The organism is Microbacterium sp. 05T445, from assembly GCF_056395865.1.
Genome location: NZ_JBFTKJ010000002.1, coordinates 786048 through 802645, shown reverse-complemented (window position 1 = coordinate 802645; position 16598 = coordinate 786048). Strand labels below are relative to the sequence as shown.

Annotated in this window: 15 protein-coding genes, 2 tRNA genes, 1 pseudogene and 1 riboswitch; of the genes and pseudogenes, 5 read left to right on the top strand and 13 right to left on the bottom strand. The window is 70.0% G+C overall.

Annotated features, from left to right (window positions below; all coding sequences use genetic code 11):
- Positions 1–11: 11 nt before the first annotated feature.
- From AC1DDU_RS13220 to AC1DDU_RS13200, 5 genes are all read right to left on the bottom strand, one after another.
- Positions 12–1325: a homoserine dehydrogenase gene (locus AC1DDU_RS13220; RefSeq protein ID WP_477434809.1), complete on the bottom strand. Its 1314-nt coding sequence runs from the start codon at positions 1323–1325 to the stop codon at positions 12–14.
- A complete protein-coding gene (lysA, locus tag AC1DDU_RS13215) occupies positions 1322–2773 on the bottom strand; it encodes a diaminopimelate decarboxylase (RefSeq protein ID WP_477434807.1) in 1452 nt (483 codons plus the stop codon). Before lysA ends, AC1DDU_RS13220 begins: the two co-directional genes overlap by 4 nt.
- Before the next feature lie 184 nt (positions 2774–2957).
- Positions 2958–3785, bottom strand: a complete 828-nt coding sequence (locus AC1DDU_RS13210; protein WP_477434805.1) for an LmeA family phospholipid-binding protein — start codon at positions 3783–3785, stop codon at positions 2958–2960.
- 2 nt (positions 3786–3787) lie between these two features.
- Positions 3788–5455 carry an arginine--tRNA ligase gene (locus AC1DDU_RS13205; protein ID WP_477434803.1) on the bottom strand — a complete coding sequence of 556 codons (1668 nt, stop codon included), beginning with the start codon at positions 5453–5455 and terminating at the stop codon, positions 3788–3790.
- Between the two features lie 38 nt (positions 5456–5493).
- Positions 5494–6360, bottom strand: coding sequence for a transglutaminase-like domain-containing protein (locus AC1DDU_RS13200; RefSeq protein WP_477434802.1), 867 nt, complete (start codon positions 6358–6360; stop codon positions 5494–5496).
- Positions 6361–6521: 161 nt separating this feature from the next.
- Between AC1DDU_RS13200 and AC1DDU_RS13195 the strand changes: the two genes are divergently transcribed.
- Both AC1DDU_RS13195 and AC1DDU_RS13190 read left to right on the top strand, forming a co-directional pair.
- On the top strand, positions 6522–7346 hold the full coding sequence (locus tag AC1DDU_RS13195) for an SGNH/GDSL hydrolase family protein (protein WP_477434800.1): 825 nt from the start codon (positions 6522–6524) through the stop codon (positions 7344–7346).
- A gap of 44 nt (positions 7347–7390) precedes the next feature.
- Positions 7391–7463, top strand: a tRNA-Arg gene (locus AC1DDU_RS13190).
- Between the two features lie 189 nt (positions 7464–7652).
- Here AC1DDU_RS13190 and AC1DDU_RS13185 read toward each other — a convergent pair.
- The 4 genes and pseudogenes from AC1DDU_RS13185 to AC1DDU_RS13170 form a co-directional block, all read right to left on the bottom strand.
- Positions 7653–7965 (bottom strand): annotated as a pseudogene (locus AC1DDU_RS13185) (site-specific integrase); the annotation flags it as partial.
- Positions 7966–7978: 13 nt separating this feature from the next.
- Positions 7979–8341, bottom strand: a complete 363-nt coding sequence (locus tag AC1DDU_RS13180) for a hypothetical protein (protein ID WP_477434798.1) — start codon at positions 8339–8341, stop codon at positions 7979–7981.
- Positions 8342–8611: 270 nt separating this feature from the next.
- Positions 8612–9469 carry a nucleotidyl transferase AbiEii/AbiGii toxin family protein gene (locus tag AC1DDU_RS13175; RefSeq protein ID WP_477434797.1) on the bottom strand — a complete coding sequence of 286 codons (858 nt, stop codon included), beginning with the start codon at positions 9467–9469 and terminating at the stop codon, positions 8612–8614.
- Positions 9375–10025 carry a type IV toxin-antitoxin system AbiEi family antitoxin domain-containing protein gene (locus AC1DDU_RS13170; RefSeq protein WP_477434795.1) on the bottom strand — a complete coding sequence of 217 codons (651 nt, stop codon included), beginning with the start codon at positions 10023–10025 and terminating at the stop codon, positions 9375–9377. Before AC1DDU_RS13170 ends, AC1DDU_RS13175 begins: the two co-directional genes overlap by 95 nt.
- 286 nt (positions 10026–10311) lie before the next feature.
- Between AC1DDU_RS13170 and AC1DDU_RS13165 the strand changes: the two genes are divergently transcribed.
- The 3 genes from AC1DDU_RS13165 to AC1DDU_RS13155 all read left to right on the top strand — a co-directional run bounded on the left by AC1DDU_RS13165 (position 10312) and on the right by AC1DDU_RS13155 (position 11649).
- Positions 10312–10377: transfer RNA gene (locus tag AC1DDU_RS13165), tRNA-Ser, on the top strand.
- Positions 10378–10466: 89 nt separating this feature from the next.
- On the top strand, positions 10467–10958 hold the full coding sequence (locus AC1DDU_RS13160) for a hypothetical protein (protein WP_477434793.1): 492 nt from the start codon (positions 10467–10469) through the stop codon (positions 10956–10958).
- A gap of 163 nt (positions 10959–11121) precedes the next feature.
- Complete coding sequence (locus tag AC1DDU_RS13155) at positions 11122–11649, top strand: DUF1269 domain-containing protein (protein WP_477434791.1); 528 nt, start codon at positions 11122–11124, stop codon at positions 11647–11649.
- Here the strand turns inward: AC1DDU_RS13155 and AC1DDU_RS13150 are convergent.
- The 4 genes from AC1DDU_RS13150 to AC1DDU_RS13135 form a co-directional block, all read right to left on the bottom strand.
- On the bottom strand, positions 11639–13285 hold the full coding sequence (locus tag AC1DDU_RS13150) for a SulP family inorganic anion transporter (RefSeq protein ID WP_477434789.1): 1647 nt from the start codon (positions 13283–13285) through the stop codon (positions 11639–11641). The two genes, AC1DDU_RS13155 and AC1DDU_RS13150, sit on opposite strands and share 11 nt — an antisense overlap.
- A gap of 65 nt (positions 13286–13350) precedes the next feature.
- Positions 13351–14184 carry a mechanosensitive ion channel family protein gene (locus tag AC1DDU_RS13145; protein WP_477434787.1) on the bottom strand — a complete coding sequence of 278 codons (834 nt, stop codon included), beginning with the start codon at positions 14182–14184 and terminating at the stop codon, positions 13351–13353.
- A 285-nt stretch (positions 14185–14469) separates the two neighbouring features.
- Positions 14470–15990, bottom strand: a complete 1521-nt coding sequence (locus AC1DDU_RS13140) for a M28 family metallopeptidase (RefSeq protein WP_477434785.1) — start codon at positions 15988–15990, stop codon at positions 14470–14472.
- Between the two features lie 186 nt (positions 15991–16176).
- Positions 16177–16497 carry a DMT family transporter gene (locus AC1DDU_RS13135; protein ID WP_477434783.1) on the bottom strand — a complete coding sequence of 107 codons (321 nt, stop codon included), beginning with the start codon at positions 16495–16497 and terminating at the stop codon, positions 16177–16179.
- A 10-nt stretch (positions 16498–16507) separates the two neighbouring features.
- Positions 16508–16572, bottom strand: a riboswitch (guanidine-III (ykkC-III) riboswitch).
- Between the last annotated feature and the right edge of the window lie 26 nt (positions 16573–16598).

Genomic DNA, 16598 nt, shown 5'->3' with positions numbered 1-16598 from the left:
GCCTTCGATCCTCATGCGCCTTCGACCCGCAGCACCGAGACGACGCGTTCCACCACGCCGCTCGCGGCCAGGCGTGCCACGGTGTCGCTGAGGTCGTGCTCCAGTGCCTTGTGCGTGCCGATCACCAGTCGCGCCACGCCCGGCTCGCCGTCGCCGGACTCGACGACCGTCTGCTCGACGGTCGCGATCGAGACGCGGCCCTCGCTCAGGATGCCGGCGACCGTGGCGAGCACGCCGGGCTGGTCGTCGACCTCGAGCGTGATCTGGTAGCGGGTGGTCACGCGTCCGATCGGCACGATGGGCAGGTTCGCGAGCGTCGACTCTCCGACGCCGACACCGCCGGCGATGTGGCGGCGGGCGGCCGACACGACGTCGCCCAGGACCGCGGAGGCCGTCTGCACGCCACCGGCACCGGCGCCGTAGAACATCAGGTTGCCGGCCGCCTCGGCCTGAACGAACACCGCGTTGTTGGCGCCGTGGACGCTCGCCAGCGGGTGGGCGCGGTCGATGAGCGCCGGGTAGACGCGCACCGAGATGGACTCCCCGGCCTCGTCGGTCAGGCGCTCGCACACCGCCAGCAGCTTGATGACGTAGCCGGCGTGGCGCGCGGCATCCATCATCGATTTGTCGATCGCGGTGATGCCCTCGCGGTGCACCGCCTCCAGCGGCACGGTCGTGTGGAACGCCAGGCTCGCGAGGATCGCGGCCTTCTGCGCGGCGTCGAAGCCCTCCACGTCGGCCGTCGGGTCGGCCTCGGCGTAACCGAGGCGCTGTGCGTCGGCGAGCACGTCGGCGAACTCCGCGCCCTCGGTGTCCATGCGGTCGAGGATGTAGTTGGTGGTGCCGTTGACGATGCCCATGATCCGCTGCACGCGGTCTCCGGCCAGCGAGTCGCGCAGCGGGCGGATGATCGGGATCGCGCCTGCGGCGGCGGCCTCGTAGTACACCTCGGCGCCGACCTGGTCGGCCGCGTCGAAGATCTCGGGGCCGTGCGTCGCGAGCAGCGCCTTGTTGGCGGTCACGATGTCGGCACCCGAGTTGATCGCGTGCAGCAGGTACGCCCGTGCCGGCTCGATGCCGCCCATCAGCTCGATGACGATGTCGGAACCGACGATGAGCGACTCCGCGTCGGTCGTGAACAGCTCCCGCGGCAGGTCGACGTCGCGCTTGGCGTCGAGATCGCGCACCGCGATGCCGACCAGCTCCAGACGCGCGCCCGCCCGGTCGGCGAGCTCGTCGGCGTGGCGGCGCAGCAGCGCGGCCACCTGCGAGCCGACGGCCCCTGCCCCCAGCAGCGCGACTCGGAGTCGGCGGTAGTCGGTCATGCGATCCCTTCCGTCAGTGCGTCCTCGGAGACACGCGCGGCATCCGGCGCGATCCCCGTGCCCATGTCGCGCGCGAGCAGATCGTCGATCGTCTCGCCGCGCACGATGACGCGGGCCTCTCCCCCGCGCAGCGCCACGACGGGCGGGCGGGGGACGTAGTTGTAGTTGTTCGACAGCGAGAAGCAGTACGCGCCGGTCGCCGGCACGGCCAGCAGATCCCCCGGTGCGACGTCGGACGGCAGGTACTCGGCATCCACCACGATGTCGCCCGACTCGCAATGGCGTCCGACGACACGGGAGAGCGCCGGATCGGCGTCGCTGGTGCGCGAGGCGATGCGTGCGGAGTACTGCGCGCCGTACAGCGCAGGCCGGGCGTTGTCGCTCATGCCGCCGTCGACGCTCACGTACAGCCGCGTCTGGCCGCCGTCGAGGGCGACCGGCTTGGTGGTGCCGACCTCGTACAGGGTGACCCCGGCGCGGCCGACGATGGCACGTCCCGGCTCGAAGGCGAGGTTCGGCATCGGGATGCCGCGCACCTCGCACTGCCGTGCCACCGATTCCACGATGCCCGCGGCCAGCGCCTCGATCGGGGTGGGGTCGTCGACGGAGGTGTAGGCGATCCCGAATCCGCCGCCGAGGTTCAGCACGGGCAGCTCGCCGCCGCGGCGCAGCTCGGCGTGGAGCTCGACCAGACGCGCCGCGGACTCCTCGAACCCGGCGGTTCCGAAGATCTGCGAGCCGATGTGGCAGTGCAGGCCGACGAACTCGAGGCCGTCCAGCTCGCGGATCCGCGCGACCGCTCCGGGCGCGTCGGCCAGCGTGAAGCCGAACTTCTGGTCCTCGTGGGCCGTCGCCAGGAAGTCGTGCGTCTCGGCGTGCACGCCGCTGTTGACCCGCAGCAGCACCGCCTGGGTCGTGCCACGGCGCTCGACGATCGCGCCGAGGCGCTCGATCTCGATGAGGCTGTCGATGACGATCGAGCCGATGCCCACGTCCACCGCGCGCTCGAGCTCGGCCACCGACTTGTTGTTGCCGTGGAAGCCGAGCCGGGCCGGGTCGGCGCCCGCGGCGAGGGCGACGGCGAGTTCGCCGCCGCTGCACACGTCGACCGCGAGGCCCTCTTCGCTCACCCAGCGCACCATCTCGGTGCTGAGGAACGCCTTGCCCGCGTAGTACACGCGCGCCTGGACCCCCCGCAGCGCTGCGGCCGCGCGGAACGCGTCGAGCGTGCGGCGCGCTGTCGCACGCACCTCGTCCTCGTCGAGGACGTACAGCGGCGTGCCGTAGCGGGCGCGCAGGGCGGTCACCGGGATGCCGCCGAGCTCGAGGACGCCGTCCGGGTCGCGCGTCGCGCTCCCCGGCCACACGGCCTCGGCCAGGCCGTTCGCGTCGGAGGGACGCTCGAGCCAGGCGGGAGCGACGGAGCGGTGGTGCGAGTCGGCGGACACAGTGGACCAATCGGTGGGAGCTTCGACGCTTGGCTTCCGGCTGCGGTCTGCAGACGTCGGCTGCGGCCGTCCGGACGACCGGAGCGGCCCGCTGCCGCGGCCGGAGGGGTCACGCGCCGGGCAGTACGAGCAGTCTAGGGCACGCGGCATCCCGCCCCTGCGCCGTGTGACGCGCGGCGACGGATCAGGCGCAGGTGCCCTTCTCGCGCAGCGCCGGGTCGGAGGCGATGCCGCCGTCGACGTCGAAGTCCGCGACGAGGTGATCCCCGTCGACCTCGACCCCGGTGAGCGTCACCGCCACGGGCAGGTACGTCGCGATGCACACGTTCCAGTCGCGCAGCACGGCGTCGGCCAGGCCGCCGAACTGGTCGCGCAGCGCGTCGGCCGTGACCGCGGACTCCCCCAGCTGCAGCGAGTCCGGCGACAGCACGATCTCACCCGCGGCCGCCGACGGCGTCAGCGCCACGCCGACAGGGATGTTCACGCCGAACAGCTGGAGGTCGACGGTCATCGTGACGTTCGGATCGTCGATGCCCACGGTCCCTGCGGGGAACCCCTCCACGGTCGACAGCAGCTGGCGCAGCTGCTCCTCGTCGAGCGACACCGTCGCGGTCGCGCCGCCGAGCGTCACGTCGCCGCGGATCGCCACGTCGTGGGCGACCACCGTCACGTCGCCGCTGACGCCGTCGAACGGGACGTCGTCGGACGAGATCGTGAGCTGCGTGAACGTGCCGCCGATGAGCTGCGGGATGACGGCCCCGGCCACCTCGACGTCGACCTGCTGGTCGGCCGGCAGCGAGAGCTGCGTCTTGACCTGCTGCTGCACGACACCGGTCACGACCTGCCGCGCGATCGCCTCCGCGGCGAACCACGCTCCCACCGCGAGCACCGCGACGATCGCGAAGGCCACGATCCACGGCCACACGCGCCGGCGCCGCGGCGCGGGCGGCTCGGCTGCCACCAGCCCGTCGGGCAGCGGCTGGGTCGGCTGGGCGTCGGCGGCGTCGGTCATGGCTACATCCGTTCCGGCGCGCTCACGCCCAGCAGGTCGAGTCCGTTGCGCAGCACCTGGCCGGTGGCGTCGTTGAGCCACAGCCGGGTGCGGTGCACGGCCTCGACCGGCTCGTCGCCGAGCGGGATCACACGGCAGTTGTCGTACCAGCGGTGGTAGAGGCCGGCGAGCTCTTCGAGGTAGCGCGCGACGCGGTGCGGCTCACGCACCTCGGCGGCGAACGCCACGATGCGGGGGAACTCCTGCAGCGCGCCGAGGAGCGCCGACTCGGTCTCGTGCGTGAGCAGCTCGGGAGCGAACTCGGAGCGGTCCACGCCCGAGCCGTGCGCGTTGCGAGCCACGTTGTGCGTGCGTGCGTGGGCGTACTGCACGTAGAACACCGGGTTGTCGTTCGTGCGCTTGCGGAGGATCTCCGGGTCCAGCGTCAGCGGGGAATCGGCGGGGTAGCGCGCCAGCGAGTAGCGCAGCGCATCGGTGCCGAGCCACTCGCGCAGGTCGTCGAGCTCGATGATGTTGCCGGCGCGCTTGGACAGGCGCGCGCCGTTCACCGAGACGAGCTGGCCGATGAGCACCTCGATGTCCTTCTCGGGATCGTCGCCGGCCGCGCCCGCGAGCGCCTTGAGACGGTGCACGTAGCCGTGGTGGTCGGCGCCCAGGAGGTAGATCTTGTGCGCGAAGCCGCGGTCGCCCTTGTTGAGGTAGTACGCGGCGTCGGCGGCGAAGTACGTGTACTCGCCGTTGGAGCGGCGGATGACGCGGTCCTTGTCGTCGCCGAAGTCGGTGGTGCGCACCCACACCGCGCCCTCGTCGTCGAAGACGTGCCCCTGCTCGCGCAGGCGGTCGACCGCCTCGTCGACGAGGCTCGGCTCGCCGTCCGAGCCCTTCGCGTGGAGCGTCCGCTCGCTGAAGAAGACGTCGAAGTGCACGTTGAACTTCTCCAGCGACGCCTGGAGGTCGCCCAGCTGCAGCTCGTATGCGCGGTCGCGCGCGACGAGGAGCTGCTCGTCGTCGGGGAGCGTCAGCAGCTCCGGCACGGCGGAGAGGACGCGCTGCGCGAGATCGTCGATGTACGAGCCCGGGTAGCCGTCCTCCGGGGTGGGCTCGCCCTTGGCCGCGGCGAGCACGGAACGGCCGAAGCGCTCCATCTGGGCGCCGGCGTCGTTGACGTAGAACTCGCGCACGAGCGTCGCGCCGCTGGCCAGCAGCAGACGCGCCATGGAGTCGCCCAGGGCCGCCCACCGGGTGTGGCCGATGTGCATCGGCCCGGTCGGGTTCGCGCTCACGAACTCGAGGTTGATGGTGTTTCCGCGCTGCGACTGGTTGGTGCCGAACGCGGCGCCGGCGTCGACGACGATCTTGGCCAGCGCGCCGGCGGCAGCGGCATCCAGCCGGATGTTGATGAAGCCCGGCCCGGCGACCTCGACCTCGGCGACGCCGTCGACCTGCCCGAGCCCCTCGGCGATCTCGGCGGCGAACTCGCGCGGGTTGGCCCCGACCGCCTTGGCGAGCTTGAGCGCCGCGTTGGACGACCAGTCGCCGTGGTCGCGGTTCTTGGGCCGCTCCAGCGGCAGGTCCGCGGCGGTGAGCCCTTCGGCCGCACCGGGTCGTCGCGCCTCCGCGAGCGGGGCGACGACGGCGAGCAGGGCGGCGGAGAGGGCTTCAGGATCCATAGACGACCCAGTCTAATCGGCCGCCTTCGCGCGCCCGATCAGGCGATCTGGACGAGAGCCCCGAAATCGTCGAGCGAGGGATCGGCAAACGCCGGCAGGCCCGCGTCGGTCATGCCGGGCAGCATCTCCAGCCCGTCGAGGGTGACGGCGTCGGGAACGACGGACGCGTCCACGCGCAGGCGCTTGAGGCCGACGTAGCCGCCGTAGTAGCTGAGGAACGCGCAGTCGGCGGCATCCCTCCCCGTCGCGATCCGCACCAGCGCGCTGCGGTTGGCGAGCCGGGTGGCGTCGATGACGTACCACGCCCCGTCGAAGTAGGCCTCGGCGACGGCGTGGAAGTCCATCGGCCGCAGGCCCGGCGCATAGCAGGCGGCGTAGCGGGCGGGCATGTCCATCGCGCGCAGCAGCGCGATGACGACGTGCGCGTAGTCGCGGCACACGCCCTGGCCGGTCATCAGCGTGGTGACGGCGCTGTCGGTGCCGTGGCTGAGACCCGGGGTGTAGGTCGTGCTCGTCGAGACGAACTCCGACACCGCGGCGATGAGCTCGTGCCCCGACAGGCCCTTGAACTGCCGGCGTGCCTGCTGGAAGACCTCGTCGGACTGCGCGTAGCGGCTCGGGCGCAGGTAGGTGATGGTTTCCAGGTCGCTCGTGCGGCTCGTCGCGGCCTGGCCGTCGACGGTGGCCTGGTAGCGGATCTCGAGGCGTCCGGGCTCGCCGGTGAGGCGGTGCAGCCGGCTGCCGGACTGGTCGACGATCTCGGTCGGGGTGTACACGCGATCGCCCTGCGTGAACGTCAGCTGCTCGCTCGAGACCGGCACCGCCTGGGCGGCGGCGATCTGGAAGATGAGGTCGACGGATGCCCCCAGTTCGAGGTCCATCTCAGCGGTCACGAGGCGTTGCACCGAAGTATCCTCGCACGCCGCGACGGCCACTTCGTACGAGCCTCCACAAGGGTTGCTGCGAGACCGCTGGAAGCGCTCCCGAAGCTCAGGATCCACCCCGGATTCTCGCCAGTTCGCCGCCGCCGGCCGGAGCACGTCAGGACGTGACTTACCCTCTTCACATGCACGCGCACGGTCACTCCCGCGCACGGCGGCTGGGGCTCCCTCTCATCGGCGCCGCGCTCGCCGTGGCCGCGGTGTGCACGGTGGCCGTGCTGCGCCCCTGGGGCGCCCCCGAGACCGTCGCGCCGATCGCCGCCGACGAGCACGCGGCGGCGGCTCCGGCATCCGTCCCTCCGGCGCCGCTCGTGGTCGGCGACGAGACGCGCGTGCTGGTGTTCGGCGACTCGTGGGTCTACGGCTCGGCCGCGACCGTCCCGACGCAGGGGTTCGCGTACCTGCTCGCCGACGACCTCGGCGTCGAGACCATCGTCGACGGCGTGCGCGGCAGCGGCTATCTCAAGCCCGGGCTCGACGGCCCTGCCTACGGCGAGCGCATCGCCGCCCTCGACCCGGCGCTGGAACCCGACATCATCATCGTCGAGGGGTCGATCAACGACCGTCGGCTGTATCCCGACGGGTATCGGGATGCCGTCACCGCCGCCTGGGACGCCCTCGAGGCCCGCTACCCCGACGCCGAGATCGTGATCCTCGGGCCCTCCCCGCAGGTGCTGCCTGTGCAGAAGGCGACGCAGAGCATCGATGCGGACCTGCGCGAGCTCGCGGGCGCGCGCGGCTGGTGGTACATCTCCCCCATCGCCGAGGAGTGGATCACCGACGCCAACTACCTCGACGTGATCGACACCGGCCCGATCGGCCGCGACCACCCCTCGACGAACGGACACGCGTACCTCGCAGGACGCCTCGCCGACGCTCTCGAGCGCCTCGAGCAGCAGCCCGCGATCGTCGCCGACGCGCCCCACGAGGACGACCCCGTCGAGCCCTGAGGTGACAGGGCGGACCCCGCCGGGATGGTAACCTCGATCGGCACGCCTCCGTAGCTCAGGGGATAGAGCGTTGGTTTCCGGTACCAAAGGTCGCAGGTTCGATTCCTGTCGGGGGCACAAACGCCGAAGGCCGGCCCGAAGGGTCGGCCTTCGGCGTTTCTGGCGTTGACAGCAATCGAATCGCCGGCGCAGCCGGCTGTGCGTGGGCCCCGCCCGCTGGAGGCTCCGCGCGGCGCGCCACCGCCGTATGGAGGGGCGGGTGGGATCCTGTCGGGGGCACCAGTCGGGACAAGGGATCGAGAGTCTTCAGGACTCTCGATCCCTTTCTCGCGACAACACTTTGACAACACCTGCAGCGCGCTTGGCGCGATCGAGAGCGGCCGCAACGGCGTCCAGATCGTCGTCGAAAAGGTCCGCATAGACGTCGAGCGTCATCGCAGCCGACGCCTGTCCGAGCATCCGCTGCACCGCTTTGACGTGCGCACCGCTGCTGACGGCAAGCGACGCAGCCGCCGAGCAGAAGCTCCTCAGACGCTTTGCCTGCGGCTAATAGGTCAAGTGGCGTCGCCAGAAACTCGGGATACGGGACGGACCGCGACCGGTGCGTCTTCGGCGTACCGTTCCTGGACCGATCACGGTGCCTCACGAGCGAGGATGGCTCGCGCGATGTCGTCGCCCGCCGCTGTGTTGTTCAGCCACGTGATGGCACCAGGAGTGGGCGCTTTCGTCCCCCACTCGATGATCCACTCGCGAGAGATCCTTGCGGTCCACTCGTCCGGGTCTCCGTCCCAGGTGATGTGGACGCCGTCTTGGAGGTCACCGGGCACCATCAGCCCAGCTCTCATCACTCGGTCGATCAGCTCGATAGTCGCCTCGCGCAGGGCCGCCAGGTCAGTCTCGCCGGACAAGCGCACGGATTGCATGGCCCATCCACAGTCAGCCCAGTCGTCGAGGCCGCCGACCAACAAATCTTCTTCAGGCGTTCTCTGAGCCACACGGCATTCCTACAGCGCCCTCGCGTCTACCCGCAACGCAGGCCAACCTCTGCCTCGCGCAGTCGACGCGGATCACTGCTTTAGGCGGTTGCCGTTGGGCTGGAGCCGTAGACGTGCCAAGCCGCACCCGCAGAGAGGGACCGCCATACGCGCTGCGGTTCACTGGCGACAGCGTCTGCGCACGCGGCCTGGTGCGCGCACTGCGCCGCAACGAGGAGCCACGTGACGAAGGCCCCGTCATGATCTTCGTCCTCGACGAGACCGTCGTCCTCATGACGAGAGCGCTGTGATCGCTTCCTTCACGACGTTCGCAGCGTTCTGAGGCGTCGTCGTGATGACGCACTGATGTGCGAGCGACCCCTCCCAGTCACGCTCGCTTGGCACTTCGGCGAAGGAGATTCTCGAGAGGATCGTGTGTTGGCCGTAGCGGCAATAGAGCGCCGCGGCATCCTCGTTGATCCAGCCCCTCTCCGCCAGAGCCCAGAGGTCGTACAGGTCGCGTGGTGCGTGCCGGTCCTCCCAGGCGGCGAGCTTGGACGCGACGAACGCTGGCGGAGTGAGCACCTTGAGCCTCGCGGGCGGGGCGTCGCTATACCGCTGCTCGATGTCAAGGAGCTGCCACGGCCACGGCGGGTAACCCTCCGAGGTCAGCAGCTGCACCCGGATGCGCGTGCCCTTCACCTCAAGGATCGACGGCTGCGAGTGCGGCGCTTCACCGAGGGGCGGGATGAACGTCACAGTGCCCAGGCTGCGCCGGAACCGGCGCTGGACCTCCGCCTGGATCCGCGCGCCAACCTCACGCCGGTTGCCGAGGGCGATCAGGTCGATGTCCTCAGACAGCCGCAGGTGCGGCAGCAGCGTTCGAGAGAGCGCCGTCCCGCCGAAGAAGACGACGTCGCCCTGCGCGGCCGCCGCGATCGCGGCCAGCCCATGCGAGATGACGTGGTCGCGGACGACCTGCCGGGCGCCGACGCCGAACTGCTCCTCGACCGCGCGGCGCTCCTGCGGGTCGAGAACGCCGGGGATCGTCCGGTCAGGCAACGAAGAGTCCATTCCTGAGGTCGCGGACCATGTCTCGCACGGCGTCGTTAGCCCGGCCGTACCACTCGCAGATCTCTGCGAGATCATCGCCGCTTACCTGCCCGCGGAAATTCCGCGCGGCATCACGAGCCGCATCCGGCAGCTTGCCCTGGTTCGGCCTCATGAGCAGGTCGTACATCGTCTGACGCGGCGTGGTCACCAGGCCCTCGCCGAGCTCGGTGTCTTCGAGCTGCGCCTCCACCCGGTCGAGGTCGCGAGGGATCATGTGCACGGTACCTCCGCCGTCGAGCCTCACCGGCTGTCGGAGCTCGGGCACAGCAACCGTCGTGACCGCGATCGCGCGTGGGATCGCCGTCCAGTGGCGCGCAGCGCCGAGGCCCATGAGGATAGCGTTGCGCTCTCCGAAGCGAGCGGTTGCTACCGCCAGGCCAGCCGCCTCGATCGTCGGCTTCCAGGTGCGACCGTCCTCACCGGCAGGCGGCACCGTGTACACGCCCTTGGCGATCCGGGCGACCGCTCCCTGCTCGGCGAGCCGATCGAGGGCGCGCCAGACGTTGCTGCCGAGCTCCTCGAGGTCCGCATAGCGCGCCGTCCGCAGCGGAGCTCGCTCGATTCTGCGGAGCAGTTCGACGTCGGTCAGCATTCCACCACCTACCTTGTTTATCCCAGTATACGCGGGCGGTATACCTGTATAAAGTAAGTCACCAAGTTCACGGGCAGCGCTACAACTGGGGCTAGCCGCAAGTGAGGCCGCGGCCGCGTCTGATCCGCGAGGCTGGTCATCTGAGCTCCAGATCGAGCAACTAGCGCGGGCGGCGCCGCACCCTGACAACTTTCTGACGACATCTGGCGAAGAACGGGGTGGATCCGGCTGATCGAGCCAGGTCCATACCGCCCGGAATTCCGCGGTTTTCGGCGAGTAGGATGCGGCCGCGCGGCACGAATGAGGTTTCCGGTACCAAAGGTCGCAGGTTCGATTCCTGTCGGGGGCACCACCACCGCGAAAGGCCGGCCCGAAGGGTCGGCCTTTCGCGTGTCCGGCGTCTCATTCCGGCCGATCACGGCCGCCCGCTACGTTGATGCCATGCGACACCAGCGCGGAGCGCACACGGCACAGCGGCTGAGCGGCATGCTCGCCTTGGTCGTGCTCGTCGCACCGCTGGCCGGATGCGCGCAGTCGTACCCGATCCCCCGCGCGCCGAGCGGCGATCCGATCGTGGCTGCCGCGGCGTTGCCGGACGCGCCCGATGCGGTGCGCGACGGCGACCCCGAAACCAGCTGCGGGGCGTTCGTGCTGGGTCAGGGAGAAGTGGTCCCCGCCGACGCCGTCGAGTGCTTGATCGCGGCACAAGCTGCGGACGACGACGCCGAGCTCGCGTGGAGCTTCCCCACGACGGAGGGCGATCCGATCGTGCAGTTCGCGGTCGTCACCGCCGGCAGCGACGAGGTCACCGTGTACACGACGAACGCATTCGATTCGTACGGCGGCGATCCGCAGTGGACGAAGAGCTCCTGCAACGACCTCGTAGCCGCGACGAGTCTCACGGGATGCCCCGCGCCCGAGCCCACGGACTGATCGAACACGACGGCCGGGAACCGATCGAGCCGAGGCCCCTGAGAGTTCGCCTCCGGAGCCTCGCCATCACCACGCGCTGCGCAATAGGATCACAGCACTCTCACGCCACAGAGTCGCGAAGCGACCGGCCGGTCGCCTCGGAGATCAACCGAAGGAGAGATCGATGGGTACGCAGAACCTCGCACTGGTCGTCGGCTCGTACGACGACACGAACGCCGCGTCGCAGGACTACCAGGCCCTGCGCAGCGGCCAGGACGCCGGCGGATACGAGATCATCGGCGCCGTGGTGCTGGACCGCGACAAGGACGGCAAGGTCCAGGTCAAGGAGCACGGAGACAAGTCGGTCGGCAAGGGCGCCGCATGGGGCGCCGGCGCGGGTGTGGTCGTGGGCCTGTTCGCGCCCCCGCTGCTGGCGGCGACGGCGATCGGCGCCGGAATCGGCGCGATCCTCGGCAAGATCAAGAAGAACCACGAGGAGAAGCAGTTCGGCGTCGACGTCGACGAGTACCTCGCCCCCGGAACATCGGCGGTCGTCGCCGTCGTCGACGACAAGTGGGCCGACAAGGTCGAGAGGGCGCTCCAGCGCTCCGACAAGCGCATCAGCAAGGCGATCGAGTCGGACGACTACGAGAAGCTGCGCACCGCGATCGAGCAATCGGCCGACGACGTCATCGACCAGATCAACTCCTAGAAGCCAGGGCGGCGACGGCGGCCCGGTTCGTATCGAAGAACGCCTGATCGGAGACCAGCCCGAGCTTCTCGAGACGCTGCTTGGTCTCGGGGCGGACACGGCTGAACGCCAGCGCGATGTCCTGGTCGCCGAGCCACTCCTCGAGCGCCTGGAAGGCCTCCGCGCCGGTGACGTCGATGTCGGTGACCGCCTCCATGTCGATCACGACGTGGTGGACCGGCTCCTCGGCGCCCGTCACGGCCCGCTTCACCGCGGTCGTGAAGACGCTGCCGTTGGCGAAGAACAGGGGGGCGGCCAGCCGCACCACGACCATGCCGGGGGCCGTGACGGCACCGTTGGGGGCGTCCTCCAGGAGAGAGCGCTTGGCGTCGTCCTCGTCCGCCTCGAGCACGTCGATCGCCGGGTTGGCGGCGCGCTTGGCGAGGTTGATGAGGGCGAGGACGAACGCGACCACGATGCCGGGGATCGCGCCGACGAACAGGGTCACCAGGAAGCACACGGCGCCGACGGCGAACTCGAACCTGTCCTGACGCCACAGCTGAGCGAACTCGCGGATGCCGAGCAGCGGCAGGATCGCGACGCCCACGACCGCGCCGATCGCGGGCGACGGAATGTCGGCGAGCAGGACGGTGCCGAACAGGAGGAGCAGCAGCGTCCCCGCGGCGAGCACGAGTGAGGGCAGCTGGGTGCGGGAGCCCGCCTGGTCCATCGCCGCCGTGCGCGACGTCGACGAGCCCATCGCGAAGCTGCCCTGGGCGCCGGTGGCGATGTTGCCGAGCCCGAACGCGAGCAGGTCGCGGTTCGCGTGGAACGGGTAGCCGTGCTTCTCGGCGTACGACCGTGACACCAGCAGGCCCTCCGCCGTCGTGATGAGCGTGAGCGCGATCGCCGAAGGGATGAGGGCCAACCACATCGTCCAGTCGAGGATCGGCCACGTCAGCGTGGGCGGGCCCGAGGGCACCTCGCCGAGGACGTCGACGCCCTTCTGATCGAGGTCGGCGAGCACCACGACCACCGTCGAGACGATGAGCACGACCAGCGCCCACGGCACCACCGGCAGGAACCGACGACCGAGCAGCAGCACGGCGACCGACGCGGCCGAGACCGCCAGCGACCACGCGTTGAACGTGCTCATCCCGAGGATGAGCCCCGACACCTTGTCGACGAACTCGCCGCCGGAATCGATCTTGACCCCGAGCATCTTCGCGATCTGGCTGACCATGATGTCCAACGCCAGTCCGCCGACGAACCCGACGAGGATGGGCTTGGACAGGAAGTTGGCGAGGAAGCCGAGCTTGAACACCGCCATCAGCAGGAACAGGATGCCGCTGATGATCGCCTGAGCCAGCGCGAGCGTCGCGTAGTCCGCGCTGCCTGCAGCGGCCAGCCCACCGATCGAGGAGGCCACCAGCGCCGCGGCCGCGGCATCCGGCGACGCGACCAGCTGACGGGACGAGACCGTGAGCGCGTAGATGAGCGTCGGCACGATGAGGGCGTACAGGCCGGCGGTCGGAGGCAGCCCCGCGATCTGCGCGTAGCCGATGTTCAACGGGATGGCGATCGCGAGGAGCGTGACGCCCGCGGTGAGCTCGGTGACGAGGTTGCGCCGGGTCAATCCCGCGAGAGGTCGCTGCATTCCGGCTCCTGGTTGTGTGAGGGACGTCCCGTCCACCATGGCATGTGGGTTCGTCGTGCGGCGGATCACACGGGATCGCCGGGAACCAACGGCGGGACGACGGTTTCGCTCGTGACGGTGGCCGGCCATCGGCGCTGCGCGAGACCCGCCGTGAGCGCCGCGACGACCGCGGACGTGACGGACAGCCCCCGCAGCGGATCGTGCCAGAACTGCACGCGCGCGGTCAGGCGCGCGGTCGAGACCGCGGAGACCAGTACGACGACCCCCGGGTCGCCGTGCACGCCGTCGGCCGCGGCGGCGGCATCCGTCAGCACAGCGACGATGTCGTCGACCGCCGCACCGTCGCGCTCGACCCGCACCTGGACCTCGCTGCGGCGCGCACCGTGGCGCGAGTTGTTGACGAGGGTCTCGGCGAGCAGCTTCGAGTTCGGCACGTGCGCCGTGCGGCCGTCGGGGGTCGTGAACACCACGGCACGTGAGTTCAACTCGACGACGGTCCCCGTGATGGGGTTGCCGTCGGGGCCCTCCACCGTGATGTCCTCCCCCAACACGACGGGCTTGCGGGTGGCGATGAGCACGCTCGCCGCGAAGTTGTCGGCCACGCCGCGCAGCACCAGCGCCGAGACGACGATGAGGATCAGCACGACGGCCAGCACCGGCTGCACGTTCGCGCCGAGGAAGGCCAGCGCGATCCCCAGGCCGAGGAGCAGGATCGTGTACTGCGCGAACCGGGCGGCGAACCGCGTCACGGCGGGAGTCGCCGTCGGCACGTGGACCATGAGCCCGGTGACGGCCCGCTTGGCGATCCGCGAGAGGATCCATCCGGCCAGCACGGCCAGGACCGCCCAGAGCACCTGCCACCACGTGATGGGCGTCGTCAGGAACTGGCTGAAATCCACGTCGAAAGACTATGGGGGGCGGCGGCGGCGAAAGCTCCGCCTCGCCGGGGCCCCCGCATCGCGCGAAGCCCCGACGAGGCCGGGCGGAAATGATGATCCCCTCGGTGCCGAAGCGCCGGGGGGATCGTCAATGCGAGGTCTGGTTTCTGTGTCACGTTCCCTTGCGGGTTCTTCGTCTCCGTTGTCTGTTCGCAATACCGAATGTCCTCCTCGCCACCGATGCCGTCAAGAGTTCACGAGGAAGTCATCTCGACATCAGGTTGAGGGTGAGATCCGGCGCTCGATTCAGTCGGCGAAACGGTCCTTCATCGCGTCCGCGCTCTTGCCGGCACCGTGCGACTTGCCCGGTGCCCGCACGCCGTTCACGCTCGACGTGTCGAACGCGAACGTCATCACCGACGCCGCGACGGCGTCGGAGTTGATGTCCAGCGCGTGCGCGTTGAGGTTGGTGATCGTGTCGCAGGGCTGGTGGTAGCAGGAGTCGAAGGCCACGCCTGCCGTGCCGCCGTAGATCGCCGCCTGCTGCGCCGTCTTCACACCCTCGGCGCCGGTGAACAGGCCGCCGGCGGGGATGCCCACCTCGATGAACGGACCGTAGTCGCTGCGACCCGAGAACTCGGTGTCCTCGAACGGCTCGCCGCGGCTCGTGTAGAACGCCTCGAACACGTCCTCGATCTGCGCCGACCCCTCGGGGATGAACCCGGCCGGAGCGGTGCCGCTCGAGTTGTCGCCGTCGTACACGCCCTGGAAGTAGTTGGGCGAGCCGATCATGTCGAAGTTGAGGTACAGCGCGATGTCGCCCTTCTGCTCGTCGGTCAGCGTGCTGACATAGTGCTCGGAGCCGAGCAGGCCGCTCTCCTCCGCGCCCCACCACGCGAAGCGCACGGTGTTGTTGGGCTTCACCTTGGACATCTGGATCGCCGTCTCCAGCAGCGCGGCGCTGCCGGTGCCGTTGTCGTTGATGCCGGCGCCGTCCTGCACGCTGTCGAGGTGTGCGCCCGCCATGACGGTGTTGGCGTCGTTGCCTGCCGCGGTCTCGGCCGTCACGTTGTACGCGGTGCGCACGTCGGCCTCGTACGAGACGGTGACGGTGACGGTCGCTCCCGGGGTCGACGCGAGTTCCTCACCGGTGGCCGAGGTGGCGAACACGGCGGGGATCGTGAGCCCCGTCGCATCGCCGATCATGCCCACCAGGCCGGTGCGACCGGGCTGCCCCTCGTTCATGACGATGACGCCTGCCGCGCCCGCGGCCTGTGCGTTGAGCACCTTCACCGCGAAACCGCAGCTGCCGCGCTGCACGAGCGCGATTCCGCCTGCCGGGAACCCGGCGAAGTCGGCCGCCTCGCACCCGCTGGTGTTGCTGTTCGGCGGCAGCGACGCTGAGGGGACCACGATGCCCACGGGAACCAGCTGGCCGGTCGCCGTGCCCTCGGGGCTGCCCGAGTCGAAGGTGTTGCGGGTGAAGTCCCGTTCGTCGGCGTAGGTGGTGGGGTTCGGAGAGACGCGGACCAGTGCGTTGTTCTCGTCGAAGTAGTCGAACGAGAACTCCTGCACCTGGGGCGAGTAGCCCGCGGCCCGGAGCTGCCCGACGACGTAGTCGACCGACGCGCGGTGCCCAGGACGACCGGCGGCGCGGTCGCCGTTGGCGGTGGCGATCGCCTGCAGCGCCTGCAGGTGACGCATGACGCCCTCGAGGGTGACGGCCTTGGTGATCTTGGCCACGGAGTTGTTGTTCGGAGCCGCGTACGCGGGGCCCGCGAGTGCGACCGTCGCGGTGAGCGCCACCGCGGTGGCGATGGCCCACATGCGTCTGTTCCTGTTCGGCATGGTCGTGCCTTCCCGTCCGCGACATCGTCGTCACGGACTTATCGGTTGGCAGGATGCTGGCACACGCCCGCAGCCGTCACCAGACCCTTGCGCGGCGCCCGCCCGCCTCGTGCGGGCGCCGCGCCGCGAGGGACGGGACGGATGCCGCGGCATCCGTCCCGTCCGTCACTCGTGGCCGACGAGCTTCAGCCCGACGACGCAGCCGACGAGGCCGAGGATGAGGAGCATCTTGACGATCGAGAACGCCTCGTCGCCGGTGATCATCGCGTAGGCGACGGTGAGCGATGCGCCGATGCCGACCCACACCGCGTAGGCGGTGCCGGTCGAGATGTCGCGCATGGCCCAGGCCAGCCCGGCCATGCTCGCCACGAGCGAGACGCCGAAGATGACCGATGGCCAGAGCTTGGTGAAGCCCTCGGACTTGCCCAGCGCAGTGGCCCAGACGGCTTCGAGAACGCCGGACACGATGAGGATGACCCACGACATGACTGTTCCTCCTGGCCAGTCTTGTCGCACACCGGGTACTGATCCGTCGTCCGGGGATCCTGTGGGGATCCGTGTGACAGCCTACCGGTCCGTCCTGGGCA